Annotated in this window: 22 protein-coding genes and 1 pseudogene; 15 read left to right on the top strand and 8 right to left on the bottom strand. The window is 50.2% G+C overall.

Translation table 11 applies throughout. The features are described 5' to 3' along the window. Positions 1-49: 49 nt before the first annotated feature. The 7 genes from JCM2850_RS11255 to JCM2850_RS11280 all read left to right on the top strand — a co-directional run bounded on the left by JCM2850_RS11255 (position 50) and on the right by JCM2850_RS11280 (position 7,870). The gene (locus tag JCM2850_RS11255; protein WP_036266052.1) at positions 50-709 is read left to right on the top strand and encodes a protein-L-isoaspartate O-methyltransferase family protein; all 660 of its coding nucleotides are present in this window, start codon (positions 50-52) and stop codon (positions 707-709) included. Positions 710-880: 171 nt separating this feature from the next. Continuing rightward, positions 881-1,510, top strand: a complete 630-nt coding sequence (locus JCM2850_RS11260; RefSeq protein ID WP_025871915.1) for a TetR/AcrR family transcriptional regulator — start codon at positions 881-883, stop codon at positions 1,508-1,510. A 29-nt stretch (positions 1,511-1,539) separates the two neighbouring features. Then, the gene (locus tag JCM2850_RS11265) at positions 1,540-2,610 is read left to right on the top strand and encodes an efflux RND transporter periplasmic adaptor subunit (RefSeq protein WP_025871917.1); all 1,071 of its coding nucleotides are present in this window, start codon (positions 1,540-1,542) and stop codon (positions 2,608-2,610) included. After that, positions 2,607-3,050: an efflux RND transporter permease subunit gene (locus JCM2850_RS24305; protein WP_439645862.1), complete on the top strand. Its 444-nt coding sequence runs from the start codon at positions 2,607-2,609 to the stop codon at positions 3,048-3,050. The genes JCM2850_RS11265 and JCM2850_RS24305 overlap by 4 nt, the downstream gene beginning before the upstream one ends. A 77-nt stretch (positions 3,051-3,127) precedes the next feature. Beyond that, positions 3,128-5,776, top strand: a complete 2,649-nt coding sequence (locus JCM2850_RS18810) for an efflux RND transporter permease subunit (protein ID WP_439645863.1) — start codon at positions 3,128-3,130, stop codon at positions 5,774-5,776. 102 nt (positions 5,777-5,878) lie between these two features. Then, positions 5,879-7,252, top strand: coding sequence for a TolC family outer membrane protein (locus JCM2850_RS11275; protein ID WP_025871919.1), 1,374 nt, complete (start codon positions 5,879-5,881; stop codon positions 7,250-7,252). A 54-nt stretch (positions 7,253-7,306) separates the two neighbouring features. Next, entirely contained in the window at positions 7,307-7,870 is a 564-nt protein-coding gene (locus tag JCM2850_RS11280; RefSeq protein ID WP_369384883.1) for an isochorismatase family protein, read from the top strand. Positions 7,871-7,897: 27 nt separating this feature from the next. On the opposite strand, the gene JCM2850_RS11285 is transcribed toward JCM2850_RS11280, so the two are convergent. Both JCM2850_RS11285 and waaA read right to left on the bottom strand, forming a co-directional pair. Next, complete coding sequence (locus JCM2850_RS11285; protein WP_025871923.1) at positions 7,898-9,013, bottom strand: Fic family protein; 1,116 nt, start codon at positions 9,011-9,013, stop codon at positions 7,898-7,900. 147 nt (positions 9,014-9,160) lie between these two features. Next, entirely contained in the window at positions 9,161-10,480 is a 1,320-nt protein-coding gene (gene waaA, locus JCM2850_RS11290) for a lipid IV(A) 3-deoxy-D-manno-octulosonic acid transferase (RefSeq protein WP_025871925.1), read from the bottom strand. A 347-nt stretch (positions 10,481-10,827) separates the two neighbouring features. On the opposite strand from waaA, the gene JCM2850_RS11295 reads away from it, so the two are divergent. The 8 genes from JCM2850_RS11295 to JCM2850_RS11320 all read left to right on the top strand — a co-directional run bounded on the left by JCM2850_RS11295 (position 10,828) and on the right by JCM2850_RS11320 (position 18,430). Then, positions 10,828-12,987, top strand: a complete 2,160-nt coding sequence (locus JCM2850_RS11295; protein ID WP_025871927.1) for an adenosylcobalamin-dependent ribonucleoside-diphosphate reductase — start codon at positions 10,828-10,830, stop codon at positions 12,985-12,987. Positions 12,988-13,072: 85 nt separating this feature from the next. Continuing rightward, positions 13,073-13,795 (top strand): TSCPD domain-containing protein, encoded by a 723-nt coding sequence (locus tag JCM2850_RS11300; RefSeq protein WP_025871929.1) that lies wholly within the window; start codon positions 13,073-13,075, stop codon positions 13,793-13,795. 378 nt (positions 13,796-14,173) lie between these two features. Then, positions 14,174-14,629, top strand: coding sequence for a hypothetical protein (locus JCM2850_RS11305; RefSeq protein WP_148301249.1), 456 nt, complete (start codon positions 14,174-14,176; stop codon positions 14,627-14,629). 8 nt (positions 14,630-14,637) lie between these two features. Then, complete coding sequence (locus JCM2850_RS11310) at positions 14,638-15,204, top strand: tyrosine phosphatase family protein (protein WP_025871933.1); 567 nt, start codon at positions 14,638-14,640, stop codon at positions 15,202-15,204. A gap of 97 nt (positions 15,205-15,301) precedes the next feature. Beyond that, positions 15,302-15,937, top strand: a complete 636-nt coding sequence (locus JCM2850_RS20555; protein ID WP_025871935.1) for an HNH endonuclease — start codon at positions 15,302-15,304, stop codon at positions 15,935-15,937. A 5-nt stretch (positions 15,938-15,942) separates the two neighbouring features. Then, positions 15,943-16,686 (top strand): hypothetical protein, encoded by a 744-nt coding sequence (locus tag JCM2850_RS21440; RefSeq protein WP_148301250.1) that lies wholly within the window; start codon positions 15,943-15,945, stop codon positions 16,684-16,686. Then, complete coding sequence (locus JCM2850_RS21445; protein ID WP_148301251.1) at positions 16,653-17,096, top strand: hypothetical protein; 444 nt, start codon at positions 16,653-16,655, stop codon at positions 17,094-17,096. Before JCM2850_RS21440 ends, JCM2850_RS21445 begins: the two co-directional genes overlap by 34 nt. Before the next feature lie 536 nt (positions 17,097-17,632). After that, positions 17,633-18,430 carry a hypothetical protein gene (locus JCM2850_RS11320; protein WP_148301252.1) on the top strand — a complete coding sequence of 266 codons (798 nt, stop codon included), beginning with the start codon at positions 17,633-17,635 and terminating at the stop codon, positions 18,428-18,430. 528 nt (positions 18,431-18,958) lie between these two features. On the opposite strand, the gene JCM2850_RS11325 is transcribed toward JCM2850_RS11320, so the two are convergent. The 6 genes and pseudogenes from JCM2850_RS11325 to JCM2850_RS11345 form a co-directional block, all read right to left on the bottom strand. Continuing rightward, positions 18,959-19,885 carry a rhodanese-like domain-containing protein gene (locus JCM2850_RS11325; protein ID WP_025871938.1) on the bottom strand — a complete coding sequence of 309 codons (927 nt, stop codon included), beginning with the start codon at positions 19,883-19,885 and terminating at the stop codon, positions 18,959-18,961. 9 nt (positions 19,886-19,894) lie between these two features. Continuing rightward, on the bottom strand, positions 19,895-20,719 hold the full coding sequence (locus JCM2850_RS11330; protein ID WP_051525386.1) for a helix-turn-helix transcriptional regulator: 825 nt from the start codon (positions 20,717-20,719) through the stop codon (positions 19,895-19,897). Positions 20,720-20,791: 72 nt separating this feature from the next. After that, positions 20,792-21,211: an alpha/beta fold hydrolase gene (locus tag JCM2850_RS22855; protein ID WP_234406224.1), complete on the bottom strand. Its 420-nt coding sequence runs from the start codon at positions 21,209-21,211 to the stop codon at positions 20,792-20,794. 83 nt (positions 21,212-21,294) lie between these two features. Next, positions 21,295-21,726, bottom strand: a pseudogene (locus tag JCM2850_RS24015) (alpha/beta fold hydrolase); the annotation flags it as partial. Continuing rightward, the gene (locus JCM2850_RS11340; protein ID WP_025871943.1) at positions 21,662-23,167 is read right to left on the bottom strand and encodes an alginate export family protein; all 1,506 of its coding nucleotides are present in this window, start codon (positions 23,165-23,167) and stop codon (positions 21,662-21,664) included. The gene JCM2850_RS11340 and the pseudogene JCM2850_RS24015, both read right to left, overlap by 65 nt. Next, complete coding sequence (locus JCM2850_RS11345; protein WP_025871945.1) at positions 23,154-23,876, bottom strand: M17 family peptidase N-terminal domain-containing protein; 723 nt, start codon at positions 23,874-23,876, stop codon at positions 23,154-23,156. Before JCM2850_RS11345 ends, JCM2850_RS11340 begins: the two co-directional genes overlap by 14 nt. Position 23,877 lies beyond the last annotated feature (1 nt).

Below are 23,877 nucleotides of genomic sequence, written 5' to 3' on the forward strand. Positions count from 1 at the left end.
CCTTGCAGGGCTATAATCGCCAAACCCACACTCATGCGATGGAAATGTGATGCATAACGATGTAGAGCAAGCCCGCTTCAACATGATTGAACAACAGATTCGTCCCTGGGAGGTACTGGACGGCACGGTGCTGGACCTTCTGGGCCAGGTGCCACGCGAGGATTTTGTCCCGCCGCAATATCACGGCCTGGCTTTTGCCGATCTCGAAATTCCCCTGGGCTTTGGTCAGACCATGCTTTCGCCCAAGATGGAAGGCCGCATACTGCAATCCCTGGCGCTACAGCCGGGTGACAAAGTACTGGAAATTGGCACTGGCAGTGGCTACCTGACCGCCCTGCTTGCCAAGCTGGCGCATGAAGTACACAGCGTGGAAATCAATAGCGACCTGAGCAAGATAGCGCGTGCGCGTCTGCAACAGCAGCACATCCACAATGTCAGCCTGATTGTGGGCGATGGTGCCCAGGGCTGGCAGGCACAAGCGCCCTATGATGTGATTGTCTACACAGGTGGCTTGAGCCTACCGCCCTTGCAGGCACAACAGCAACTCAGTATTGGTGGCCGCCTATTTGCGGTGATCGGCCATGCCCCGGTCATGGAAGCCACCATGATCAGGCGCATTGATCAAAACAGTTTCCGTCAGGATGTATTGTTTGAAACCTGTTTGCCTGTGCTGGAAAACGCACCAGAAGCCGAGCGCTTCGCCTTCTAACCCAGCATAATCCCCAATCAGAAAAAGCGGCTCATGGCCGCTTTTTTTACGTTTAATTATCAGCCAATTATCTCGTGTTCACTTTTTACTTTACATCGTTAAGTTAACGGTGTTTAATCTTCAAAAATTAGAACTTGTTACTAACTTACAACCCGAATTCGACCAGGCCGCATGCCACCCAAAACCAAAACCCCAGAACAACGCAGCGCCTTGCAGCAATTGATTCTTGATGCTGCGCGTGAGTTGTTTGTGGCGCGTGGCATAGAGGCCGTCTCCATGCGTGAGATTGCCAAACGCGTGGGCTATTCACCCACCACGCTTTATTTGTATTTCCAGGACAAGCAACACCTGCTGCAAACCCTGTGTGATCACGATTTTCTTACCCTGGCGCATGAGCTGCGCGCGCTGGAGCAGGAAGATAACCCGCTAGCGCAGATTAAAGCCCTGTGCCAAAGCTATAGCCGCTACGCCCAGCTCTACCCCAATCAATACCGCCTGATGTTCATGACGCCCAAGTTCAACATCAGCAAGGACACCACCACGCTAAGACATGGCAACCCAGAGCAGGATGCTTATGCCTACCTGCTGGCCATGGTGGAAAGCGCCCACCAGCAGCAGGTATTCCGCCCAGAGGCTGGCGACAGCAATCTGATTGCCCAAACTCTCTGGGCGGGGATACATGGCGTGTGCTCGCTGCAAATCATCTTTGCCGAGGATGACTGGCTGGACTGGCAAGCTTATGAAGCGCGTGTACACCTGATGCAACAAACCCTGCTGGCCGGACTGTTAAAGCCAGCATGACTCTCAACCCCTACTCCATGACTAGAACCATGCAAAAACTCGCCCTGCCTCTGCTCTTGCTTGCCGGCCTCAGCGCCTGTGAAAAACCTGCCCCGGCCAGCCCGCCACCCCGGCCCGCCATGGTGATGCAGCTGGGTGAGCCTGATGGCCTGGCCCATGGCAATTGGCTGACTGGCGAGGTGAAGGCGCGCTATGAATCGGCACAGGGTTTCCGCATTGCGGGCAAGATATTGCAGCGCTATGTAGAAGTCGGTGAGCAGGTCAAACGCGGCCAGCCACTGGCCAGACTGGACGCAGAAGATACGCGTTTATCGGCAGCCTCAGCACAAGCTGACCTGGCGGCGGCAGAAGCTGAACTCAGCCTGGCCGAAACCGACCAGCGCCGCCAGCACAAGCTTTATGAGCAGCAGTTCATCTCCGCTGCCGCGCTGGACAATGTGCAAACCCGGCTTAAATCCACCCAGGCACGCGTGGCCCAGGCCAGGGCCCAGGCAGGCGTGGCGCGTAACCAGACGCAATACACGCTGCTGACAGCCGAACGTGATGGCGTGGTGACCAGCATCAATGCCGAACCCGGTCAGGTGGTCAGTGCCGGAGAAGTGATTGCCAGAGTGGCCGTGCCCAATACCCTGGAAGTGCAGATTGCCATCCCCGAAGCCGTGCGCACCAGCTTGCAGCCTGGAGACGCCACCAGCATCAGGCTGTGGTCGCATAGAGAGCAGGTATATGAAGGCCGCATACGTGAAATTGCGCCCGCCGCCGATACCTTGACCCGCACCTTCCAGGCCAGGGTCACCATCTTGCAGCCGGACAGCCATATGCAGATAGGCATGACCGCAGGCGTCAGGCTGGCGTCGCAGACGCCGGGCTTTATTGTGCCCAGCACCGCAGTGGCCAGACGTGGCGATCAGGCCGAGGTCTGGGTAGTGGATGCTGAAAAACGTGTACACCCCAAGACCGTCAGCATAGGTGAGTTCAGCGAGCAAGGCGTCAATATCCTTGCTGGCCTGGATGGCAATGAAACCCTGGTAGTGGCCGGGGTGCATACCCTGGTGGATGGGCAGCAGGTCAACCCCACGCCCATGGAAAGACAGCCATGAAGCGCTTCAACCTTTCTGACTGGGCGCTACATCACCGCAACCTGGTGCTGTATTTCATGCTGGTGCTGACCATGGCCGGCATGCTGGCTTATACCAAACTGGGGCAATCCGAAGACCCCCCATTTACCTTCAAGGTGATGGTGGTGCGCACCATGTGGCCGGGAGCAAGTGCTCACGAAGTGGAGTTACAGCTCACCGACAAGCTGGAAAAAAAGCTGCAGGAGTTGCCCTACCTCGACATTCTGCGCAGTTACTCGCGCCCGGGTGAATCGCTGATTTTTATTCTGGCCAAGGATGCTACACCTGCGGCAGCGGTGCCTGATGTCTGGTATCAGGCGCGCAAAAAGCTGGGCGATATACGCAACACCTTGCCGGATGGCATACAAGGGCCGTTTTTCAATGACGAGTTTGGCGATGTCTATGGCAATTTGTACGCCTGAGTGGTGAGGACTACGACTATGCCGCGCTCAAGCAGCAGGCCGAGGCCATACGTGCCGAGCTGCTCAAGATCAAGGATGTGGCCAAGGTGGAGTTCTTTGGCGAGCAGCCGCAGCGCATTTATATAGAGCTGGCCAATGCCAAGCTCGCCACGCTGGGCATCAGCACCGCCACCCTGCTCGATACCCTGCAACAGCAAAACCGCGTCAGCAGCGCCGGGGCATTTGATCAGGGGCAGGAGCATATACGCTTTGCCGTCACTGGCCGCTTTGAGGCCGTAGAGCAATTGCGCCAGCTCAAGCTGCGCGCCAATGGCAATGAGTTCCGCCTGGGTGACATTGCGCGCATTTACCGCGGCTATGAAGACCCGCCGACCTCGCGCGTACGCTACATGGGCAAGGAAACCCTGCTGCTGGGGGTTTCCATGCGCGATGGCGGCGATATTATCCAGCTGGGCAAAGCGCTGGATGCGGTCACTGCCAAGATCAAGCAGCAATTACCACTGGCGCTGGAACTGGACACCGTGTCTTCGCAACCGCGTGCGGTAGTGCATTCGGTGAATGATTTTGTGCATTCCTTGATAGAAGCGCTGGTCATCGTGCTCGGTGTCAGCCTGCTGTCGCTGGGGCTGCGCACCGGCATAGTAGTAGCGGTGGTGATTCCTGTGGTGCTGGCCATCACCTTTTTGTTTATGGAGATTTTTGGCGTAGGTTTGCACAAGATCTCACTGGGGGCGCTGATACTGGCGCTGGGCTTGTTGGTAGATGACGCCATCATCGCCGTGGAGATGATGTCCTCCAAGATGGAGCAAGGCTGGGAACGCATGAAAGCCGCCTCCTTCGCGTTTCAATCCACCGCCATCCCTATGTTGACGGGCACGCTGGTGACGGTGGCAGGTTTTCTGCCTATCGCCACCGCGCAATCCACCACGGGTGAATACACACGTTCCATCTTCCAGGTATCGGCGATTGCCTTGCTGGTGTCCTGGGTGGCGGCCGTAGTATTCGTGCCCTATCTCGGTTATTACCTGCTGCCGGATTACCGCAAGCTGCACGAGCAACCACCTTCACGCTTTGAACGCCTGCTGGCGCGAGTGGCCCCCAGGCTGGCCGCTGCACGTGCACGCCAGCGCGAGCATCATCTGGCGCATATGCAGCAGGGCGCAGACGCCAATATCTATGACTCACGCTTTTACCGCGCCCTGCGCAGCACCGTCACCCAAGCCGTGCGCCATCGCTGGATTGTGATTGCCATTACCGTGGGCCTGATGGCTGCCGCCGTGGTGGGCTTTGGCACGGTGCAACAGCAATTTTTCCCAGATTCCACACGCCCGGAATTGATTGTGGATTTACGTCTGGCGGAAGGTTCTTCTTATGCCGCTACTGATAAAGAGGTCAAGGCGCTGGAAGCCTGGCTGGGCAAGCAGACAGGCATAGAAAACTATGTGGCTTATATAGGCAGCGGCAGCCCGCGCTTTTATCTGCCGCTGGATCAGCAGTTAAGTCAACGCAGCTTCGCGCAGCTGGTCATCCTGACCAAGGGCAACCCTGAGCGGGAGGCCTTGCGCAGCAAATTGCTGACGCTGTTTGATACGCAATTCACCAGCTTGCGCGCCTCGGTGCTGCGTCTGGAGAATGGCCCGCCTGTGGGCTTCCCGGTGCAGTTCCGCCTGTCTGGCCCGGATATAGACAAGCTGCGGCAGTACAGCCATCAGGTGGCCGATCTCATGCGCGCCAACGCCAACCTCGCCAATGTGCAACTGGATTGGGAAGAAGCGGGCAAGACCGTGCGCGTGGAGGTGGATCAATCCAAGGCCAGGTTGCTGGGCATCAGCTCCAGTGAAATTGCCAACCTGCTCAACGGGGCCATGCAGGGCCTGTATGTCACTGAATATCGTGAAGGCATAGAGCGCATGGATGTGATGATACGCGGCGATAGCGCCGAGCGTAGCCATCTCTCGCACCTGGGCCAGCTTATGATCCCGACGCCGAATGGCAGCGTGCCGCTGTCGCAGATTGCCACCCTGCATTCCGAGTTTGAGGACTTTGTGATCTGGCGCCGCAACCGCGTGCCTACCATCACCGTGCGCGCCAACCTGGTGGGGCAGATACAAGCTCCCGTAGTCTCGGCCCAGATTGAAGCCAAGCTGACGCAATTACGCGCCGAGCTGCCCTTGGGTTATTTGCTGGAAACTGGCGGTGCGGTGGAAGAATCCGCCAAAGGTGGTGAATCGGTGGCGGCGGGTGTGCCCTTGTTCCTGTTTGCGGTGTTTACGGTGCTGATGCTGCAATTGCAGAGCTTCTCGCGCACCATGCTGGTGGTGCTGACCGCGCCCCTGGGCCTGATAGGCGTGACCGCTGCGCTGCTGATTTTTGACAAGCCGTTTGGCTTTGTGGCCATGCTGGGCACGATTGCGCTCTCAGGCATGATCATGCGCAATTCGGTGATTCTGGTAGACCAGATTGAGCAGGACAAACTGGCAGGAAAACCGGAATGGCAGGCCATTGTTGAGTCCACGGTCAGGCGTTTCCGCCCCATCATGCTGACCGCTGCCGCGGCGATTCTGGCCATGATCCCGCTGACACGCAATACCTTCTTTGGCCCCATGGCGGTTGCCATTATGGGGGGTCTTACTATTGCCACGGTCTTGACCATACTCTCGCTACCAGCACTCTATGCTGCCTGGTATCGGGTTAGAATGCCGAACACAGAAATAAGCAATCCTTAAAACCTTTAGTTATTACAAGTCTTGATTAACAAGTACTGCTTGAGCCACTTAACCTAGCCACATGAATAGTGATCTAGTCGATTCGAGAATATGAACATGAGAATGACGCACCGCCCCATCCTGGGCTTGCTGCTGATCAGCATGAGCAGCCTGGCCCCGCTCACCAGCCAGGCGGCAGATGAACAAAACCTGCTGGATATCTACCAGATAGCCGTCAACAGTGACCCAACCTGGGCCGCAGCCCGCAGCGGCAACCTCGCGGCGCAGGAAAAGATAGAACAGGGCAAGGCTTTATATAGGCCCACGGTCAATGTCACCAGCGATGCCACCCACTCTGAAACCGATATCCGCTACCTCGGAGGCAATGCCGTTTTCCGCAATGCCGGGCATGAATCGTTTGAGGTGTTTGGCTATGGCGTCAACTTCAACCAGCCCATACTGCGCCGTGAAAACTGGGTGCAATACAAGCAGGCACAGACCCAGGTTTCGCAGGCAGACAAGCAGTTGATCCAGTCGCAGCAGGAGCTCATGCTGCGTACCTCGCAAGCCTATTTCGACGTGTTGCTGGCACAGGATCAGATAGACCTGATCAATAGCCAGAAAGCCGCCATCAGCAAACAGCTGGAACAGGCCAAGGCCAATTTTGATGTGGGCAACGCCACCATCACCGATGTCAACGAAGCGCAGGCACGCTATGACCTGCTGACTGCACAGGAAATCACTGCCATCAATGATGCCGAGGTGCGCAAGCGTGCCGTGCAGGCCATCACAGGCCAATTGCCCAGCCGCCTGGCCACCGTGCGCAACGACTTGCAGACCCGCGCGCCCGAGCCATTGAATATGGATAAATGGGTAGACCTGGCGGCGCAGAATAATCTGGCGCTGAGCATACAGCAGGAAGCCCTGACCCTGGCCACGCAGGAGATAGACCGCATGAACGCGGGCCACTGGCCTACGCTGGACATGGTGGGCAGCTATACCGACACCCGCGCTGGCGGCAGCGCCAACGGCTTTGGTAGCGATTTGCAGAACGCCACCATAGGCCTCAAGCTCAATATCCCGCTGTATCAGGGCGGTGCCGTAAATTCCCGCGTGCGTGAAGCTATCGCCAAACAGCAGCAAGCCCGCGATCAGCTTGAAGCCGCCAGACGTAAATCCGAGCTGGATACACGCCAGGCATATTTGGGCCTGACAGGCAGCGTGGCGCAGGTGCAGGCTTATGAACAGGCCTTGAAATCCAGCCAAAGCCAGCTGGACTCTACCAACCTGGGTTACGAGGTGGGTGTGCGCAACAGCGTGGATGTACTCAACGCCCAGCAGCAACTGTTCACCGCCAAGCGCGACCTTTTGCAATCCCGCTATGCCTACCTTATGAACGTGCTCAAGTTGCGCTCAGCCGTGGGCCTGCTCAATGAAAATGACCTGGCAGAAGTCAACCAGCGCCTGGTCAGCGCGCATAGCGTGGTAGCAGAATAAAGCGCAGCGCCAGAGCAACTTTAAAGAGTCATTGCAACGCTCAGGAATAAGGATATGGCCATGCATCACAGCCTGTTAGCCACGCAGCAAGCCAGCCAGCTCGTCATCATTGATGTGCAGGAAAAACTCGCCGCGGCCATGCAGGCAGAGCCGCTGGCGCAGCTGGTGCGTAATTGCGGCATCTTGTTGCAGGCAGCAGCCCTGCTGGAGATTCCACGACTCTATACCGAGCAATATCCCAAAGGCCTGGGGTCTACCGTGGCCGAGCTTACCCCCTGGCTGCAAGCTGCCCCGCGCATAGAAAAAACCGCTTTCTCCTGTGCCGAAGTGCCTGCCTTTCGCAGCCACCTCACCAGTGACAGGCCACAATTGATACTGGCAGGTATGGAGGCGCATATCTGCGTGCTGCAAACCGCGATAGGCCTGCAACAGCTAGGTCATCAAGTCATCGTTGCTGAGGATGCCGTGCTCTCGCGCAAGCCCAAGCACAAGCGCAATGCCCTGGCCCGGTTGCAACATGCGGGCATTATGGTGAGCAATACTGAATCTATTGTCTTTGAATGGCTGGGCCGCGCCGAAGGTGATGCTTTCAAGGCCATTTCGCGGCTGATACGCTAGGTTTGAGTTAGCCCAAACCGCGCCAGTTTATCGGCTGACATACTCTCCCTCAGTCAGCAAATCCACCAGTGGCTGGTTGATGAAGTAAAGATGTTTGCCCTGGCTTTGCTCTTGCACCAAGCCCACCTCCACCAGTTGCCGCAAATAGCGCACGGCTGTCTGCCGGGTGATATTAAGGTCACGTTGCACGTACTCAATTCTGGTATAGGGGTGGCGGAACAGGTTATTGAGCAAATCCTGCGAATACAGTTTGGGCAAGTCAGCGCGCATACGGCGTTTGGTTTCTGCCATTAGCTCACGCATGCCGCTGACTAGCTGCACTGTTTGTTGCGCAGTATCGGCCACGGCTTTCAGCATAAAAATCACCCAGCGCTGCCATGCGAGATAGTTAGGCTTTTCATCGCGCACGGCCTGCAGCAATTGGTAATAGTCATGCTTGTGCTGATTGATATAGCGTGAGAGATAAAGCACTGGCGTATCCAGCAAGCCCTCCTTGACCAGATAAAGCACGCACAGAATGCGGCCTATACGGCCATTGCCATCGCTGAAGGGATGGATGCTTTCAAATTGATGATGCATCAAGGCCATCTTGATCAAGCCGTCGAGATTGCCTGGCTCCTCGTTGTTGACGAACTGCTCCAGCGCTCGCATATGCCGCACTATGCTGGCGCTGTCCTGAGGTGGCACAAACACCGTGTCTCCCGTCTTCTCATTCTTGAGTACCACACCCTCATGCTGGCGAAAGGCCTCACGACTATTTTTCAGCAACTGAAACAGGGCAACCATGGTGCCATTACTCAAAATACCTTGTTGCTGCTGCATACGTTCAAAGCCATATTTCAGGGCTTCGCGATAGCGCGATACCTCTTTGGCGGCGGGTGATATTGCTTCGGCGATATGCAAATCCGCTTGAAACAGCTCATCCTGTGTGGTGATAAAGCTTTCAACTTCAGAGCTGGCTTTGGCTTCTTGCAGCACCAAGGTATTGATGAGGATATCCTGATTGGGAATGCTGGCTGAGCAGCCTTTTAATTCTGCCAAATGTCGATGCGCGGCTACCAGGGCCAGCAGCAGTTCAGGGGTATGCAAATCCACCTGAGGCGGGGGCAGGTCAGGAATAGCGTAAGTGGCAACCAGAGCCATACATGCTCCTGTTAATTAAATGGCATTTTTCGAACATGATGACATTCTCATGTTAAAAAATACACATTTTTTTAACATGACATTCAACTCATGTTAACTTTTTCGCTATTTTATAACTTGAGGTTAGCGCTCGAGCTATGGGGAAGTTCAGGTTTTTTGGCTAAGGTACAGGCTCACCAAATCCGCAATCCGCTGCGTAGCCCCACCCGCGCTAGTGCTGAACTCCAGCGCTTTCCAGCCCATGGACTGACGCAGTTCCGGGTCGCCAAACAGGCGTTGCAGCGCACGGCCAAGATCGGCGGGGTCGCGCACGCGCCAGGCGGCCTTGGCTTCTAATGCCAGTTCGGTGGCGGCAGCAAAGTTGAAGGTGTGCGGGCCTATCAGCACGGGCTTGCCCATGGCACTGGCTTCTATGAGGTTTTGCCCGCCCAACGGTTGCAGGCTGCCGCCGATAAATGCGGCATCGCAGGCAGCGTAATAGGCAAACATCTCGCCCATGCTATCGCCCAGCACCACTTCTACGCTGGCGGGTACGGCTTCAGATAGTTTGGAACGCCGCAGAAAATGCGTACCGCGCCGATTGAGCAGATTGCCGACTTCTTCAAAACGTTGCGGGTGCCTGGGGACAATCACGGTGAGTAACTGTGGAATTGCTGCCGCCTGCACCGCGTCCAGTATCATGGCTTCTTCACCATCGCGCGTGCTGGCCGCCAGAAATACGGGCCGCCTGCGGCCAAAATAAGCCCGCAGGGTTTCGCCCAATTCTGCCGCCGCTGCTGGCGGGGTAACATCAAACTTGAGGTTCCCCATCACGCTGATATTGAGCGGCTGAGCGGCTGACAAGGCTTGCAGGCGCTCGGCATCCTGCGCTGTCTGCGCGGCTATTGCACTGAGTTGGGCCAATCCATTTTTTACCAGGCCATTGCTGGCCAGGCCACCACCCAAGAGCTTATCCAGCTTGGCATAACCCCTGGCTGATTTTTCCGACAGCCTGGCATTCACCAGCAAGATGGGGATGTTCCTCGCCTTGCAGCCCGCAATCAGGTTAAACCAGAGTTCGGTTTCCATCAGCATGCCCAGCACCGGGCGGTAATGCTTGAGAAAGCGCGCTACCGCCCCCGGTGTGTCATAAGGCAGGTAGCAGCGCAGTACTTGATCGCCAAACAATTGCTCACCCGCCTCACGGCCTGTGGGTGTGGCATGGGTGATAAGGATTTGATATTGCGGATACCTTGATTGCAGCTCCTTGATCAGCGGTGCTGCACCACGGGTTTCACCAACCGAGACACAGTGCATCCAGATCACGGGCCGCGTGACACGCTGATTTGAATTTGCCTGGCTGAAAAAGCCCATGCGTTCTGCCCAGTGGCTGAGATATTCACGCTGGCGCAGGCCGCGCCACAACAGGCGCAAGGGGGCAAAAGGCAACAGCAGGTAGATAAGCAGGGAATAGAGTAGGCGTGGCATGCGGCGATTTTCTCATGACTGCAGGGCTATACGCCATCTAAACACCCGCACTCGGATGGCTAGGCGATGATTAGGGGTAAGCTTTTTGACCAAGAATTTTATTTTTTCAACGCAAAAATCCTAGCTCAGCCTTACGGATTCGCGCTACAGCAAGGCTTGCGAACTAGTCACCAAAATTCATGCGCCAAAAATGAGCGTATGCACTAAAAAATACGCTTGACCGCAACTACAAATTGACATAATTTTTCACAAAATCACAACATCTTGTGGTCTGGATTGAATCAAGCCAAAACCTGCGCATCACAACAAAAACGATGCAGCCCCCGCTAAAAACAGGAAGGAACGTCATGCTCAAGGCCGTGAAATCTGCTCAATCATTGCTTCAGGACCCGGAAGTGCAGGAAGTGACCATGCAATCGGTCTCCCTGGATATCTGGGACAAGAAATACCGCCTGAAAACCAAACAGGGCAGTTTCATCGATCAGGACATAGACGATACCTACAAACGCGTGGCACGCGCACTGGCCGATGTAGAGGCTGAGCCAGCACAACGCGATATCTGGTTTGAAAAATTCCTCTGGGCCTTGCGCCGTGGTGCCATCCCCGCAGGCCGCATTACTTCCAATGCCGGGGCGCTGGAACATAAACCCGCCACCAGCACCATTAACTGCACAGTATCTGGCATCGTTGAAGACAGCATGGATGGCATTTTGCAGAAGGTGCATGAGGCTGGCCTGACGCTCAAGGCAGGCTGTGGCATAGGTTACGAGTTTTCCACCCTGCGCCCCAAGGGTGCTTTTGTTGCCGGAGCAGGCGCTTACACCAGCGGCCCGCTGTCGTTTATGGATATCTACGACAAGATGTGTTTCACGGTATCTTCCGCCGGGGGTCGCCGTGGTGCGCAAATGGCTACCTTTGATATTTCCCACCCCGATATCACCGATTTCATCAAGGCCAAGCGCGAGGCTGGCCGTCTACGCCAATTCAACCTCTCCTGCCTGATTACCAAGGAATTCATGGAGGCGGTGAAGGCTGATGCCGACTGGAAACTGGCTTTCCCGGTGACCGCGAAGGAGGCCGAGCTGGATCAGCTGGACCTGGGCAATGACAGCCAAGTGGTATGGCGTGAGTGGCCAGTGGCGGGGAAATATCTGACGCGTGAATCTGATGGCAAAGTGGCTTGCCGCGTTTACCGCACCATACGCGCCCAGCGCCTGTGGGATGTGATCATGTCCTCGACTTACGATTTCGCTGAGCCCGGTTTTATTCTCATAGACCGCGTCAATGAGATGAACAACAACTGGTATTGCGAAAACATCCGCGCCACCAACCCCTGTGGCGAGCAACCCTTGCCGCCTTATGGTGCCTGCCTGCTGGGTTCGGTCAACCTCACCAAGTTTGTACGCCAGCCCTTCACCGATGCTGCGTATTTTGACTGGGATGAATACCGCGAAGTGGTAGCCATCTTCACGCGCATGCTGGATAACGTGGTGGAAATCAACGGCCTGCCGCTGCAAGAGCAACGTGATGAAATTGCGCGCAAGCGCCGTCATGGCATGGGCTATCTGGGCCTGGGCTCTACCCTCACCATGCTGAAAATGCATTATGGCGCGGCAGATTCGCTGACCTTTACTGAAGAAGTCACGCGCATCATGGCGGAAGTAGGTTGGGAAGTGGGCGTAAGCCTGGCCGAAGAAAAAGGCCCGGCGCCGATTATGGAAGAAGAATTTGAAGTTACGGCCGACATGCTGGCCAAGCGCCCGGAAATGCGTAACGACGGCATCAAGCTGGGTGACAAAATCAAGGGCAAGGTATTGATGGGGCTTTACAGCCGCTATATGCAGCAATTCCCCGAAGCCCTGCGCCAGCAAATCGCCCGCAGCGGTGCGCGCTTCAGCCACCACAGTTCAATTGCGCCCACAGGCACTATTTCCCTCAGCCTGGCCAATAACGCCAGCAACGGCATAGAGCCATCATTTGCCCACCACTACAGCCGCAACGTCATCCGCGAAGGCAAAAAATCCAAGGAAAAAGTCGATGTGTTTTCCTATGAACTGCTGGCCTACCGCGAGCTGGTCAACCCCAGAGCCATGCCCTTCTCTGAGCATGCCGAGGAACAACTGCCGGATTACTTCCTCGATTCATCCAGCATACAAGCCAAGGCCCATGTGGACATTCAGGCCGCAGCGCAAAAGTGGATAGATAGCTCCATCTCCAAAACCATCAACGTGCCCACCGATTACGATTACGAAGATTTCAAGAACATCTATCTCTACGCCTATGAGCGCGGCCTCAAGGGCTGCACCACCTTCCGCTTTAACCCGGAAGCCTTCCAGGGCGTGCTGGTAACCGAGAAAGACCTGGAAAACACCACCTATAAATTCACGCTGGAAGACGGCAGCGTGATTGAGGCCAAGGGCAATGAGGAAATTGAGTACGACGGTGAAATTCACACCGCGGCCAACCTCTACGACGCCATGAAAGAAGGCTATTACGGCAAGTTCTAAACTCAGCAGGCGGCAAGGCGGCTGAAGCCCGCCCAACCTCAACGCCGCGCCCGCATTTAAACCCTGGGTGCATCAGGAGAACAACATGGCGATCAAGATAGAAAAAAAGATTACTGGCTACAACGTCATCACCGAAGAAGACCGCCTCAAGGCAGAGCAAGTGGCCGCCGAACAACAGGCCCACGCGCAGAAAATTGCCGAGATAGTGCAATTGGGCGAGCCGCTGAGCCGCCCGGAAATGCTGGTAGGCAACACCTACAAAATCAAAACCCCAGTCACCGAGCACGCGCTCTACATCACCATCAATGATGTGATCATGAACGAAGGCACGCCGCAGGAGCATAGACGCCCGTTTGAGATCTTCATCAACTCCAAAAACATGGAACACTTTCAGTGGATAGTGGCGCTAACCCGCGTGATGTCTGCCACCTTCCGCAAGGGCGGCGACATCACCTTTTTGGTGGAAGAACTCAAAAGCGTGTTTGAACCCAGCGGCGGCTATTTCAAAAAAGGCGGCAAATACATCCCCAGCCTGGTGGCTGAAATTGGTGAAGTGCTGGAGCAGCATCTGTACCAAATCGGCATGCTGAAAAAAACCGAACCCGATGTGCACCAGCAAAAACTCATCAACGAAAAGCGTAATGAGTATCTGGAAAAACAGGCTCAGGCAGGTGCTGCGGGTAATGCGGAAAACAGCGAAGGTTTTCCACCCGGGGCTCAGTTATGCAATAAGTGCAGCACCAAGGCAGCGATTGTGATGGATGGGTGTTTGACTTGTTTGAATTGTGGGGATAGTAAGTGCGGGTAGGGGAAAAAATATAGCACTAAGGATTTATCTGTGGTTTGCACCATAAGTTGCAAGTTTGACACCATAAAGTGCAAGTTTTTACATCATAAGGTGCAATTACAAAGCCCACTTATTATGGGCTTTGTAATTTATAAAATACTTAGACAGATCACTCTGACGATTTTTGCCAGTTTGGAAATTTCATTTTCAACCGCTCTACAGTGTGTCGCCATTTAGGAGTAGTAGGCCTACATACCGTATTTTGGTTTCCAAATAAACCAACTTCATTTAAAGCTTCATCGCTATCTACTGTTTGTAACCATTCAATCCTAACAAAATATTCAGCTTGATCAGGATCAAATACCGACGAATTGCAAAGCTGATCTTTTGCAGCTCATAGTGTCTGGGAAGTTGAAGCCTAGTGGTAGATGCGAATCTGCACCAAAGAATCTTATCTTTGATCGCCTAGAGGCAGAAACAGCTACATCCAATGTATCTGTTGATGGAGATAGATTCATTTCTAGTGCTGCTGCGAACAGCCAATATTATCTAAATCCTCCTACAGCAAAGCTTCTATGCACGTTAGGCAAAGTTGAATATTACAGATGCCGCAATAATCACTGGATTTTAAGAGAGTCTATTGATGCCTTCATGAAAGGCATCGTATCCTGCGCTTGGATAGCTCAGACATGTAAGATTAAATATTCCGCTTTAGAAAATATATGTGAGGAGATGGGTATTCCCCTTCTTAAACTGTCACCAGAGTTACCAATTGAGCAAAGCTTTATCAATACCTCGTATTTAGCAGCCTTAGGCATTGCACACTCTTTCCAAACTTTGCAGGATGATGACTAGGATCATTTGTGGAAACAACAAAGTTTAGTATATGCGGCATTAAAGAGCTTAATCAGCATACTCACACAGGGGCTACACATGTTCTCTCTTTCGTAGACCCAGAGCTGCAAGTCATTGAAGGCCTTGATCAGATTGATTGTATAGAGAAATCAGTATTTCGCTTTCATGACATTATTGAGCCTAAGCAAGGCTATGTACTTCCTACTAAAAGCGATATGGAAAAGATTATTGCGTTAGGAGAAAAGTACATGCATCTTAAAGCGCATGTACTGCTTCATTGCCATCAAGGGGTATCAAGATCAACAGCAGTCCTTATTGCATTATTTGCTCAATCTCAGCCAGAATTGGCAGAAGATGAATTATTTGCAATACTGCGTTCATATCGCAAACAGGCATGGCCAAACTCTTTGATGATTCAGCACTTTGACGATTTACTAGGGAAAAAGGGAAAGTTAGTTAAATCATTATCTCGTCATTATGCTTTTCAAATCGCATCCAGACCCGCGTACCTTCGATTGATGAGAGTTTTAGGCAGACAAAAAGAATTAGAAATGGGATTAGCAGTAGAAAAATAATTATTTATGCATTATAAAAACTCAATCAATCCCTACTCGACTCTTACCAACTAATATCATCCATACAGCTAACGGATATTCATAAGTTATTAATTTCATGAAAAACAATATAAAATTAAATGATATAGAAGCAGCCATTGCTTTGTATAAGAAAAATAAATTTTCATGGAATATTCGACCTGTTGATTGGCACATAAGCACACCCACTGGTGAGTTATATCCACTTAAATATATTTATGCAATTGCGATAGGTAAAAATCCTCCTCAATTCACAACCAATCAGGCTAAAAATGCAATGCTTCATTTAAATCTTCCTTACGTTAGCTTGAGGTTTGTGAAAGAGAATGAAATAGCTTTACACAATGATGTGGATGCATCACTACAAGACAGGGCATCCCGATTGCATCGATTGGAAACAGCCAGTAAAGTCCCAACAAAACGTTTGGTTATAAGAGAGGAATACGACCGCAACTCTGATGTTATTGCTGAGGTTCTAGATAGAGCCAAGGGTTACTGTGAAAGTTGTAATGAAAAAGCACCATTTAACCGTCTAAGGGACAATAGGCCTTATTTAGAGGTCCATCATATTGTTAGGCTAGCAGACGGTGGAGATGATAGCGTACAAAATGCAGAAGCATTGTGTCCAAATTGTCACAGACAAAAACATTTTTGGCTGACAATTTTTAAATTAATCGAAAAATTTCAGTCAATGCAAATTGAACATAATAAATAAATAATATGAATTTAAATACATTCTCTCGCAGTTCTGATGTTATTTCTTTCGTATCATGGTTCAATGAAAATTATCATTCTTTAATTATAAATTTCCGAATAATAAGAACAAGATTTGTTCCTGAAGGAATCTATATATCAGGCACAGGGTTTTCATCGGCACTCAACCACTATCGTTGGTTAGCTACTGGCATGCACACGGGTGATTGGCAAGAAACAAAAGATAAACTATCAAACTTTAGGACTTCGTTACGTAAATTTACAAAAATTAATGACTCTGAATTCGCTCTACAGACTTGCGCAGAAATTCTGAAATGGGGAGGAGATAGAAATTCAAATTTTGGAGCATATCCATTCCTTTATGGTAAATATAAAAACAAAGAACTAACAACCTATCTTGAAAAATCTTCTGAAACCTTAAAGCTCGAAAAATCAAATTTGGAAGAATTGTCTGGTATTGAAAAAATGAATGCAATGCTGACGAAAGTCCATGCAATTTACTCAGATGATGGCCTACCAATTTATGATTCAAGAGTTGCAGCAGCAATTGCTACATTAATTGAAATGTGGAGACGTGCATCTTCAAAAGAAAAAGAAGCGCTTCCACCAGAACTCACATTTCCCTCCACAACGCGGACTCGCAGGGTTATCAATGCTTATCCAGATGCTATCTACCCGCACACCATAAGTTACAACCAATCTGACTCAGCTATTTTATGGGCAAGCGCAAAAGTAAGATTGGGATGCTAATCAAATTAATACTAAAAGATAATCCAGATTTATTTAGCCATGAATCAACAAGTGAGCGCATGCATGCTTTTGAAGCATGCCTTTTCATGATCGGCTACAATGTAGGATGCTTAACAAGCTATGAAAAAAAGATACCTTCTCGAAATATATCTAATGAATCTCCAATAAAATCCTTCAAAAATGAAACCACAACATTAACTGGCGATACCGTCATTCAATACAATATAGATTTAATATCTTATGGAATTACATGCAAATGGGGTAAAACAAGATTTAACTTTGAAAAAGAGTTAATAGATGACATATTATTATTATGTCCTGAAAGCACATCTTTGCCTCTTGGAGCAAATATGACAGGAAATTCCCCTAATTTATCATTAGGATCTTGCTTCAAAATGCCCATGCAATAAATCCCAGGTGGCTTCCTGTCTTGCTGCTGTGTTAGTTAAAGAGAATCTCGCTGAATGGCATAAGCTAGGTTCATCTATAATTCTCACCTTCAAATAAAACTTTATCAACTCCCAAATAGTCATTAGACCGCCACAAAATTAAGTGATGAAAAGACTAGATAAGAAAACAAAAAGACTACTACATTTTTTAGATCAACAAGGCTTTGATTGGTTAATTCATGAGTTAAAAATTTTGAGAAGTCATAATAATGCATTTCGTAATGACTCAATCGATACATTAGGAGTCATACAAGATAGAAGCATCCAGACATACGATGATCATATAAGTTACTTACTCTTCAGGATCAAACAAATAACCCAAATGATAGATGCAACAAATATGATTGCATCTGAATTAAATATTGAAAGCATTAAACTATCACGCACAAATGCGAGCATGGAAGAATCTTCGGTCTCAAGAATAAGTAACATCGAATACAATGAAATTTCAAATAAATTTCATAGACTTATCAACGAAGTCGAGAGACTATCAAACAATGAACGACGATAAACAGGCTCTTTTAACAATAAAAAATATTTTGTCCGAGATAGTGAGCACTATCCCTACACTACAAGAAGCTAAAGGTGCGGGTCGTATTTTTGAGCTTTATGTACTGATGAAGCTTGCAAGAGCACTGAAAACATTAAAATGGGATATTGAAGTACTTTCCCCAAATGGAACACTTACGGGTACTTTCATACAGCGAGCTGGGGCACCATCTGGTTTCACCCCAACAGACATTAATGGACCTACTTCTTTAAAAATAGTTAAAGGTGCTGCTGAATATGAAATTTGGAATGGGATTCAGTTTGAAGGGCGCAGCAAAACAAGACATGAGATAGACATTTCGGTTATTCCTCATGCGATGGCTCAGGCTATGCGTAAAAAACACATTGACTCATTTCCATTTGGTCGACCACGAGTATGTGTCGAATGCAAAGATGTTATGAGTACTGGTAGCTTGGATGAAATGCGAGCATTCGTTGCTCGGTTATACGATCTAACCATTCTTAATATTCATTCAAGTAAACTTTATCCCCCTCTATCGTTTTACGGGCACATCTACGACTCCAATCCGCCGACTTATGCTCATCCTCCTTCCCCTATAACTTTCCGTGATTCAAATAGAGATTCTTTCAGTGCAATAGCTAGAAGCACGGGGTTTTCAAAAGGGACGGATCCTTTGTCTACTTATTATAATATTCACCGTTTTGAAAACATTGTTGAACCCAGCACTTCCGCCGATAAATTTATTGAAAATCTTGCGAAATGGATTGATCAAAAGTTGCACTAAGGCCAACACCCATGTTCGATTGAACTTGCTGAGACCACAATCATCCCAGGCATGAAATCTACTAGTTGCAACTTATGCGTAATTCAATCGCTAAACTTGCAATTTATGGTGATAATTGATTGCAGCTTATGTTAATCATTTAGTGGGTAGTTTATTGAATTACATATTTATTAAGTGGCAGCTTATAGGTTAATGCACATTATCTCTGTGCAACAGACCATGAGTTGCCATGGATTTTATTTAACAGAATCATTAACTTAAATAGAAAACCCGTAGCAATCGCTACGGGTTTTCTATTTATAGGGTGAAAATCTGCCCAAAATCCCTACATTTTTTTTCGCTAATGACGGTTTCATTGAAATGTCTGATAGTCGAAAATCTTATATTCGGGGCATTGGTGATATTGGATTACCAGAGAGTAGCAGACTGACTAACAGTTCAGATATTAGGACTTCAGTCTCTTTGTTAGACAATTTAGGGGTTCCAACTTTCAAACTCTTGACCGTCCATTGGACGGACTCATTGAGCCTACTTCAATTCGACTCTATAACCTGCTAATTTCCAGGCATCGATACCACCTGCCAAAGGCCTAACATTCAGGTAGCCTTTACTAATAAATGCCTTGGCGATCTTGGCGGCAGTAACTTCGTTAGGGCATGAGCAGTAAAGAATTATTTCCGCATTATCCGCGATCTCAAGTTCAAGCTCATGCAACTTCGCCAGGGGCAAGAATTGTGCGCCTGGGATCCAGCCATCCTCCAGCAGATCTGGAGTTCTGGTGTCGATGATGACAGGCCTCTCGCCGCGCTCCATTAGTTCATTCAGGCTTTCCACGCTGATTCTCGCCATGCGTAGCTCTTTCATAAACCTGTACCGCTCCAGCCATTTATACGCAACAAACGTAATTAGACCACCAATCACCAGCATGGCACCCCAACGTCCCATTTCCACTAGCACCAGCAATAACTGATCAATAACTGAACTGAATGTAATGCCTAACCAGAAGGCTGAACCGGCCCAAATTGCAGCTCCCAAGCCATCCATGATCAAAAATGTTAACAGCTTCGTGCCAGATGATCCGGCAAGCGCACTGGAGATTGAGGCAAAACCTGGGACAAACTTACAGACCAGCAAGGCTGGAGGGCCTATGCGCAAGTACAATGCTTCGGTTTGCTTGATACATGAATCCGGTGAAAGCGATAGTTTGCAAAGCTTGCCCAATACTCGCTTGCCATAGCGCCTGCCAGCGAGATACCAAATGGTGTCAGCAATCAATGCGCCGCTGACAGCAAGAAGTAGCAGCGTGGCAATGGCATGCTCGCCTGAAGTATTCAAAGCAGCAGTCACGATCAGAGTGGGATAAGCTGGGATGGGTAATCCCAGTTGCTCCAGCAGCACGTTCAGGAAAACAATCACCAAACCATATTGCTGCAACAGTTCTACAAAGTATTCCAAAGCCTAACCTTACATCAAGACATATTGACCAGGAGTGACGCCAGTCTTGCGTTTGAAGCTTCTGGTCAGATGACTCTGATCAGAAAATCCACACACTGGTGCGATGTCACCCAGCGAGAAACCAGAGGTAATCATTTTTCTTGCGTGAATCACCCTGATCATTTGTAGATAATCATGCGGTGTAAGGCCCATGGCTCGCCTGAACTGCCTCAGCAGCACAAAAGGATTCATCCCTACAAGATCAGCGATATCCTCCAACTTGATATTCAATTGGAAGTTTTCCCTCAAATATTCAACTACCATCCGCAATTGTGGTTTGCAATTAAATCTGTTGCTGACGGTCTTTACAGCACGCTTCTCGTAAATCAAGCCTTGTAGCAATACAGCCAGGTAGCTGGACTTTTCAAGTTCGCAATCACTGCTCTCCAAAGTGGAGTGTGCCCTGAAGAATAGGCCACGTAACTCAGGGTTCTTGACCATATGATCACTGAAATCGATAGCAGCCAGATCAATCTGATAATTTTCACTGAGGTTCAGGAAGGTGGATGGGGAAAAACGTATTTCCCTGCAAATGGCTCCCCAAGGGGCCACGTATTCAGAATCAAGGGAAAAGATTTGACCCGCATCTCTAAAAACCAGTGCGTCCGGGGTCTCAATGAATGTATTGCCATTCTGGTTACATCGCCATGCACAATCCTTGAAACCAATGATGGCTATTTCATCATGGAAAACCTTATCCATGGATATGACTGAAGCCGGATGAATATCGAAGCGGAACAAATTACACTCAGCCACCTTCCAACTTACTATCCTACTTTTGTTCGCTTTATTCATACCTCCACCCTTACAGCCAATTTTAGCAAGGAGTATAGAAGCAATTTTTATACCCCTCTGTGCGGTAGCCGTTTAACTCTGCACAAATGCCAGAAGATCATCGTTCAAACGGTCTTTGCTGGTATCGCCCAGACTGTGTGAACCACCTTCATATATCTTAAGTACTGAATCTTTCACGAGTTTTGCAGCTAGCAGTGCCGAGGTTGCTATTGGCACAATTTGGTCATCGTCACCGTGAATAATCAAGGTAGGGATATCAAACTTTTTCAGGTCTTCTGTGAAATCCGTTTCTGAGAAAGCTTGGATGCAATCGAATGTGTTTTTGTGTCCGGCCATCAAACCCTGCATCCAGAAAGCATCTATCATCCCTTGTGATTTGGGCGCACCTTCCCGATTGAAGCCAAAGAAAGGGCCGCTAGCCAATTCTTGGTAAAGCTGTGATCTGTCCTTGATGGATGCTGCACGGAGTCCATCAAACACTTCTTTGGGCACACCATTGGATTAGCCTCTGTCTTGAGCATCAAGGGTGTTACCGCCCCCATCAACACTGCCTTGGCCACCCTGGCTGTGCCATGGCGCCCTATATAACGCGCCACCTCACCGCCGCCGGTGGAGTGACCGACTAGAATCGCGTTTTGAACACTTAGGTGATTCAGCAACTCAGCCAAGTCATCCGCATATTGATCCATATGATTGCCAGTCCAAGGCTGACTGGATCGTCCATGACCTCGTCTATCGTGAGCAATGCACCTGAAGCCGTGTTCAGCCAAGTGCAGCATTTGTGACTCCCAGGCATCGGAGCTTAATGGCCAGCCATGGCAAAATACCACTGGAATGGCTGCGCCTGATCCCCAATCCTTGTAATAAAGCTCGGTGCGTCCTGCGTCGTGAATTTGGGCATGTGTCGTTCTTTCGAGAAAGGTGTAAAAAAGTAAACTTGGCTTACCAAAGATAGCTGACCCAGGCTGCGGCATAATCAACGTCGGCACCACCTGCGCTCTCGACATAATCACTGGTATACATGTGCACGTATGAGGCTGTCGCTACCAGATGACGGTTGATTTTCCATTGCGCGGCAGCTTCAATGGTTGAACCTACATAACGACTAGAATTGCTGGTTTGCGCTGGCAGGCTAATAGCGCCATTGGTGGCGTAAACTGCATCATTCCTGCTGAACCGCCATATGATGTCGTGACCCAACGTCACTGTTAGATTTTCGAGCGGCTGTGCCTGCCATGAGAAATGTAAGTCCGTGATATTGGCTGGACGCAGCAAACTGGCATCGTTGAAGTAACCTGCCTTGAAAAACAGCGGATTGAAGGTGCCAACCTTATCATCACCTTGATTTCTATCCCCGCTGGCCACATCAAACTTGACACCTAGGCGCGGCTTCCATGGATGCTGCTTGAATGTATATCCCGCGTCAGCAGCCAGCGTCCAAGCCAGAATATCCTTGTCCGCAATCTTGCCCCATTGGAAGACAGGCTCAAGGTCGTAATCCCAGTTGTCCAGCTTGCCGAAAAAACGCCCACCCACGCTATGGCGAATTTCAGTACCAGAGGCATCTACAAACTGTGCCCCTTCATCGCGGTACCCAAGGTAATAGGCATCGATGCTTAAAGATGAATTAACAGGTTTGCTGATATATAGACCACCAAACAGCTGTTCAGGATTGGCACGATCAGGTCGGTAACGTTGCTCTTCGACTGGCCTGGTTAAAAAGCCATAAACTTTGCTGTTGCCACCGGAAGAGGCAATGAACTGTACGCCGTCAAACTTTAATGGAATATTGGTTGCCGCTCGAGTGGCAACCAGACGACTGGAACCATACGCCATGGAGAATCGACCACCTCGCAACGTGAAGCGATCACCATTAGGAGTATTGTCACCCCAGGTATAGTCGGCAAATGCCTGCTGGAGATCCAGCGGGTTTTGATTTACGGGTGCCTTATTGGCACCACCAAACTGCACCCCAGAGATCCCTTGAGCAAATATCCTGAAACTGCTGGTGAGATGCAGATCAGCATGCACCATAATCCGTTGCAGTCCGAAATCATTACTCGCCGGGCCGCGAACGCCAAAGTTTTGATTATGAAAACGCTCATATCGCTCACGCACTTCACCACCAAAACTCAGGTAGCGTTCTGGGTCGTTTTCATCCAAGGATATATATTTAACAGGATCAAAAAAATCCCGGTTTGCGACCGGATTTGCGAGGTAGGAGTAGCGTTCATTGTAACGTAACAGGGTATAAGGCACAGACTTGGGATTAGGTTTGCCTGCGGTAGCATCCTCCGCAAGCGCTGAAGCTGCGGGCGGAACCAATACCTGCCCTGTTGCAGGATTGATAGGCGTGATGCCGTCATTCGCCTGGGCAGTGGTGATATAACCTCCACCGCCCAGCGCCAGGAAACCCAGCACCCCAAATACTGATTTAATGCGTTGCATGGTTCACGTACTTGGAAGCGCTACGGGCGTCTATCGCTGTTTTAGCTTTAAGGATGGCGGCATCAACCTTGGTATTCACTGCATCGTAAAACTTCGGGCCTGCCTCAATTACCCACTCATCTATGCTGAAAGGTTTCGCCAGCCCCTGTGACTGCAGGCGCTTTTCAGTATCGTAGGCAAGGATGAGTTGTTCCACAATCGCAGCATCTCCCTCAGCAACATCAATCTGGCTATTTCCCTGATCACGCAGCATAGGCGCGAATGACACATGCTTTGCCCCAAGACGAGTGGCTTCACGCAAGGCAATCTTGCCCGCCAGCTGCAACTTATCCAAGGAAAGCTCCTTCTCATCGCCAAGCCCAATTAACAACACCTGAGTAGGCGTAATGGAGTTGGCTGGCGGCGTGTAGAGCAAAGTTTCCCCTTGCTCACCAACGAACTCACCACGAGAGCGTATGTTTTTGATGAAATCACCTTGTTTGGCATTGAAATCATCCATAGCCTCAATGTACTTATCACTAGCAGAGTGCTTGAGGAACGTAATGATCTGCAGATCAGTGCTTTGCGTGACCGGGCCGATCTGCTTGACTGTCACCTTAAGGTTATAGGGGGCATTGAATGACTTTTCCGGTGTCGCTGCAAAAGTCTGAAAGCTCATTAGCAAGCCTGCAGCAAGGAGGATAGAGCGGATGATTTTGGATGATTTCATT

Origin of the sequence: Methylobacillus glycogenes JCM 2850, from assembly GCF_000617925.1 — a bacterium.
GTDB classification, from domain to species: Bacteria; Pseudomonadota; Gammaproteobacteria; order Burkholderiales; family Methylophilaceae; genus Methylobacillus; species Methylobacillus glycogenes.

Coding starts and splice junctions, on each gene's coding strand:
- JCM2850_RS11255 (WP_036266052.1), top strand. CDS start 50: ATGCATAACGATGTAGAGCAAGCCCGCTTCAACATGATTGAACAACAG.
- JCM2850_RS11260 (WP_025871915.1), top strand. CDS start 881: ATGCCACCCAAAACCAAAACCCCAGAACAACGCAGCGCCTTGCAGCAA.
- JCM2850_RS11265 (WP_025871917.1), top strand. CDS start 1,540: ATGCAAAAACTCGCCCTGCCTCTGCTCTTGCTTGCCGGCCTCAGCGCC.
- JCM2850_RS24305 (WP_439645862.1), top strand. CDS start 2,607: ATGAAGCGCTTCAACCTTTCTGACTGGGCGCTACATCACCGCAACCTG.
- JCM2850_RS11275 (WP_025871919.1), top strand. CDS start 5,879: ATGACGCACCGCCCCATCCTGGGCTTGCTGCTGATCAGCATGAGCAGC.
- JCM2850_RS11280 (WP_369384883.1), top strand. CDS start 7,307: ATGGCCATGCATCACAGCCTGTTAGCCACGCAGCAAGCCAGCCAGCTC.
- JCM2850_RS11285 (WP_025871923.1), bottom strand. CDS start 9,013: ATGGCTCTGGTTGCCACTTACGCTATTCCTGACCTGCCCCCGCCTCAG.
- waaA (WP_025871925.1), bottom strand. CDS start 10,480: ATGCCACGCCTACTCTATTCCCTGCTTATCTACCTGCTGTTGCCTTTT.
- JCM2850_RS11295 (WP_025871927.1), top strand. CDS start 10,828: ATGCTCAAGGCCGTGAAATCTGCTCAATCATTGCTTCAGGACCCGGAA.
- JCM2850_RS11300 (WP_025871929.1), top strand. CDS start 13,073: ATGGCGATCAAGATAGAAAAAAAGATTACTGGCTACAACGTCATCACC.
- JCM2850_RS20555 (WP_025871935.1), top strand. CDS start 15,302: ATGAAAAACAATATAAAATTAAATGATATAGAAGCAGCCATTGCTTTG.
- JCM2850_RS21440 (WP_148301250.1), top strand. CDS start 15,943: ATGAATTTAAATACATTCTCTCGCAGTTCTGATGTTATTTCTTTCGTA.
- JCM2850_RS21445 (WP_148301251.1), top strand. CDS start 16,653: ATGGGCAAGCGCAAAAGTAAGATTGGGATGCTAATCAAATTAATACTA.
- JCM2850_RS11320 (WP_148301252.1), top strand. CDS start 17,633: ATGAACGACGATAAACAGGCTCTTTTAACAATAAAAAATATTTTGTCC.
- JCM2850_RS11330 (WP_051525386.1), bottom strand. CDS start 20,719: ATGAATAAAGCGAACAAAAGTAGGATAGTAAGTTGGAAGGTGGCTGAG.
- JCM2850_RS11340 (WP_025871943.1), bottom strand. CDS start 23,167: ATGCAACGCATTAAATCAGTATTTGGGGTGCTGGGTTTCCTGGCGCTG.
- JCM2850_RS11345 (WP_025871945.1), bottom strand. CDS start 23,876: ATGAAATCATCCAAAATCATCCGCTCTATCCTCCTTGCTGCAGGCTTG.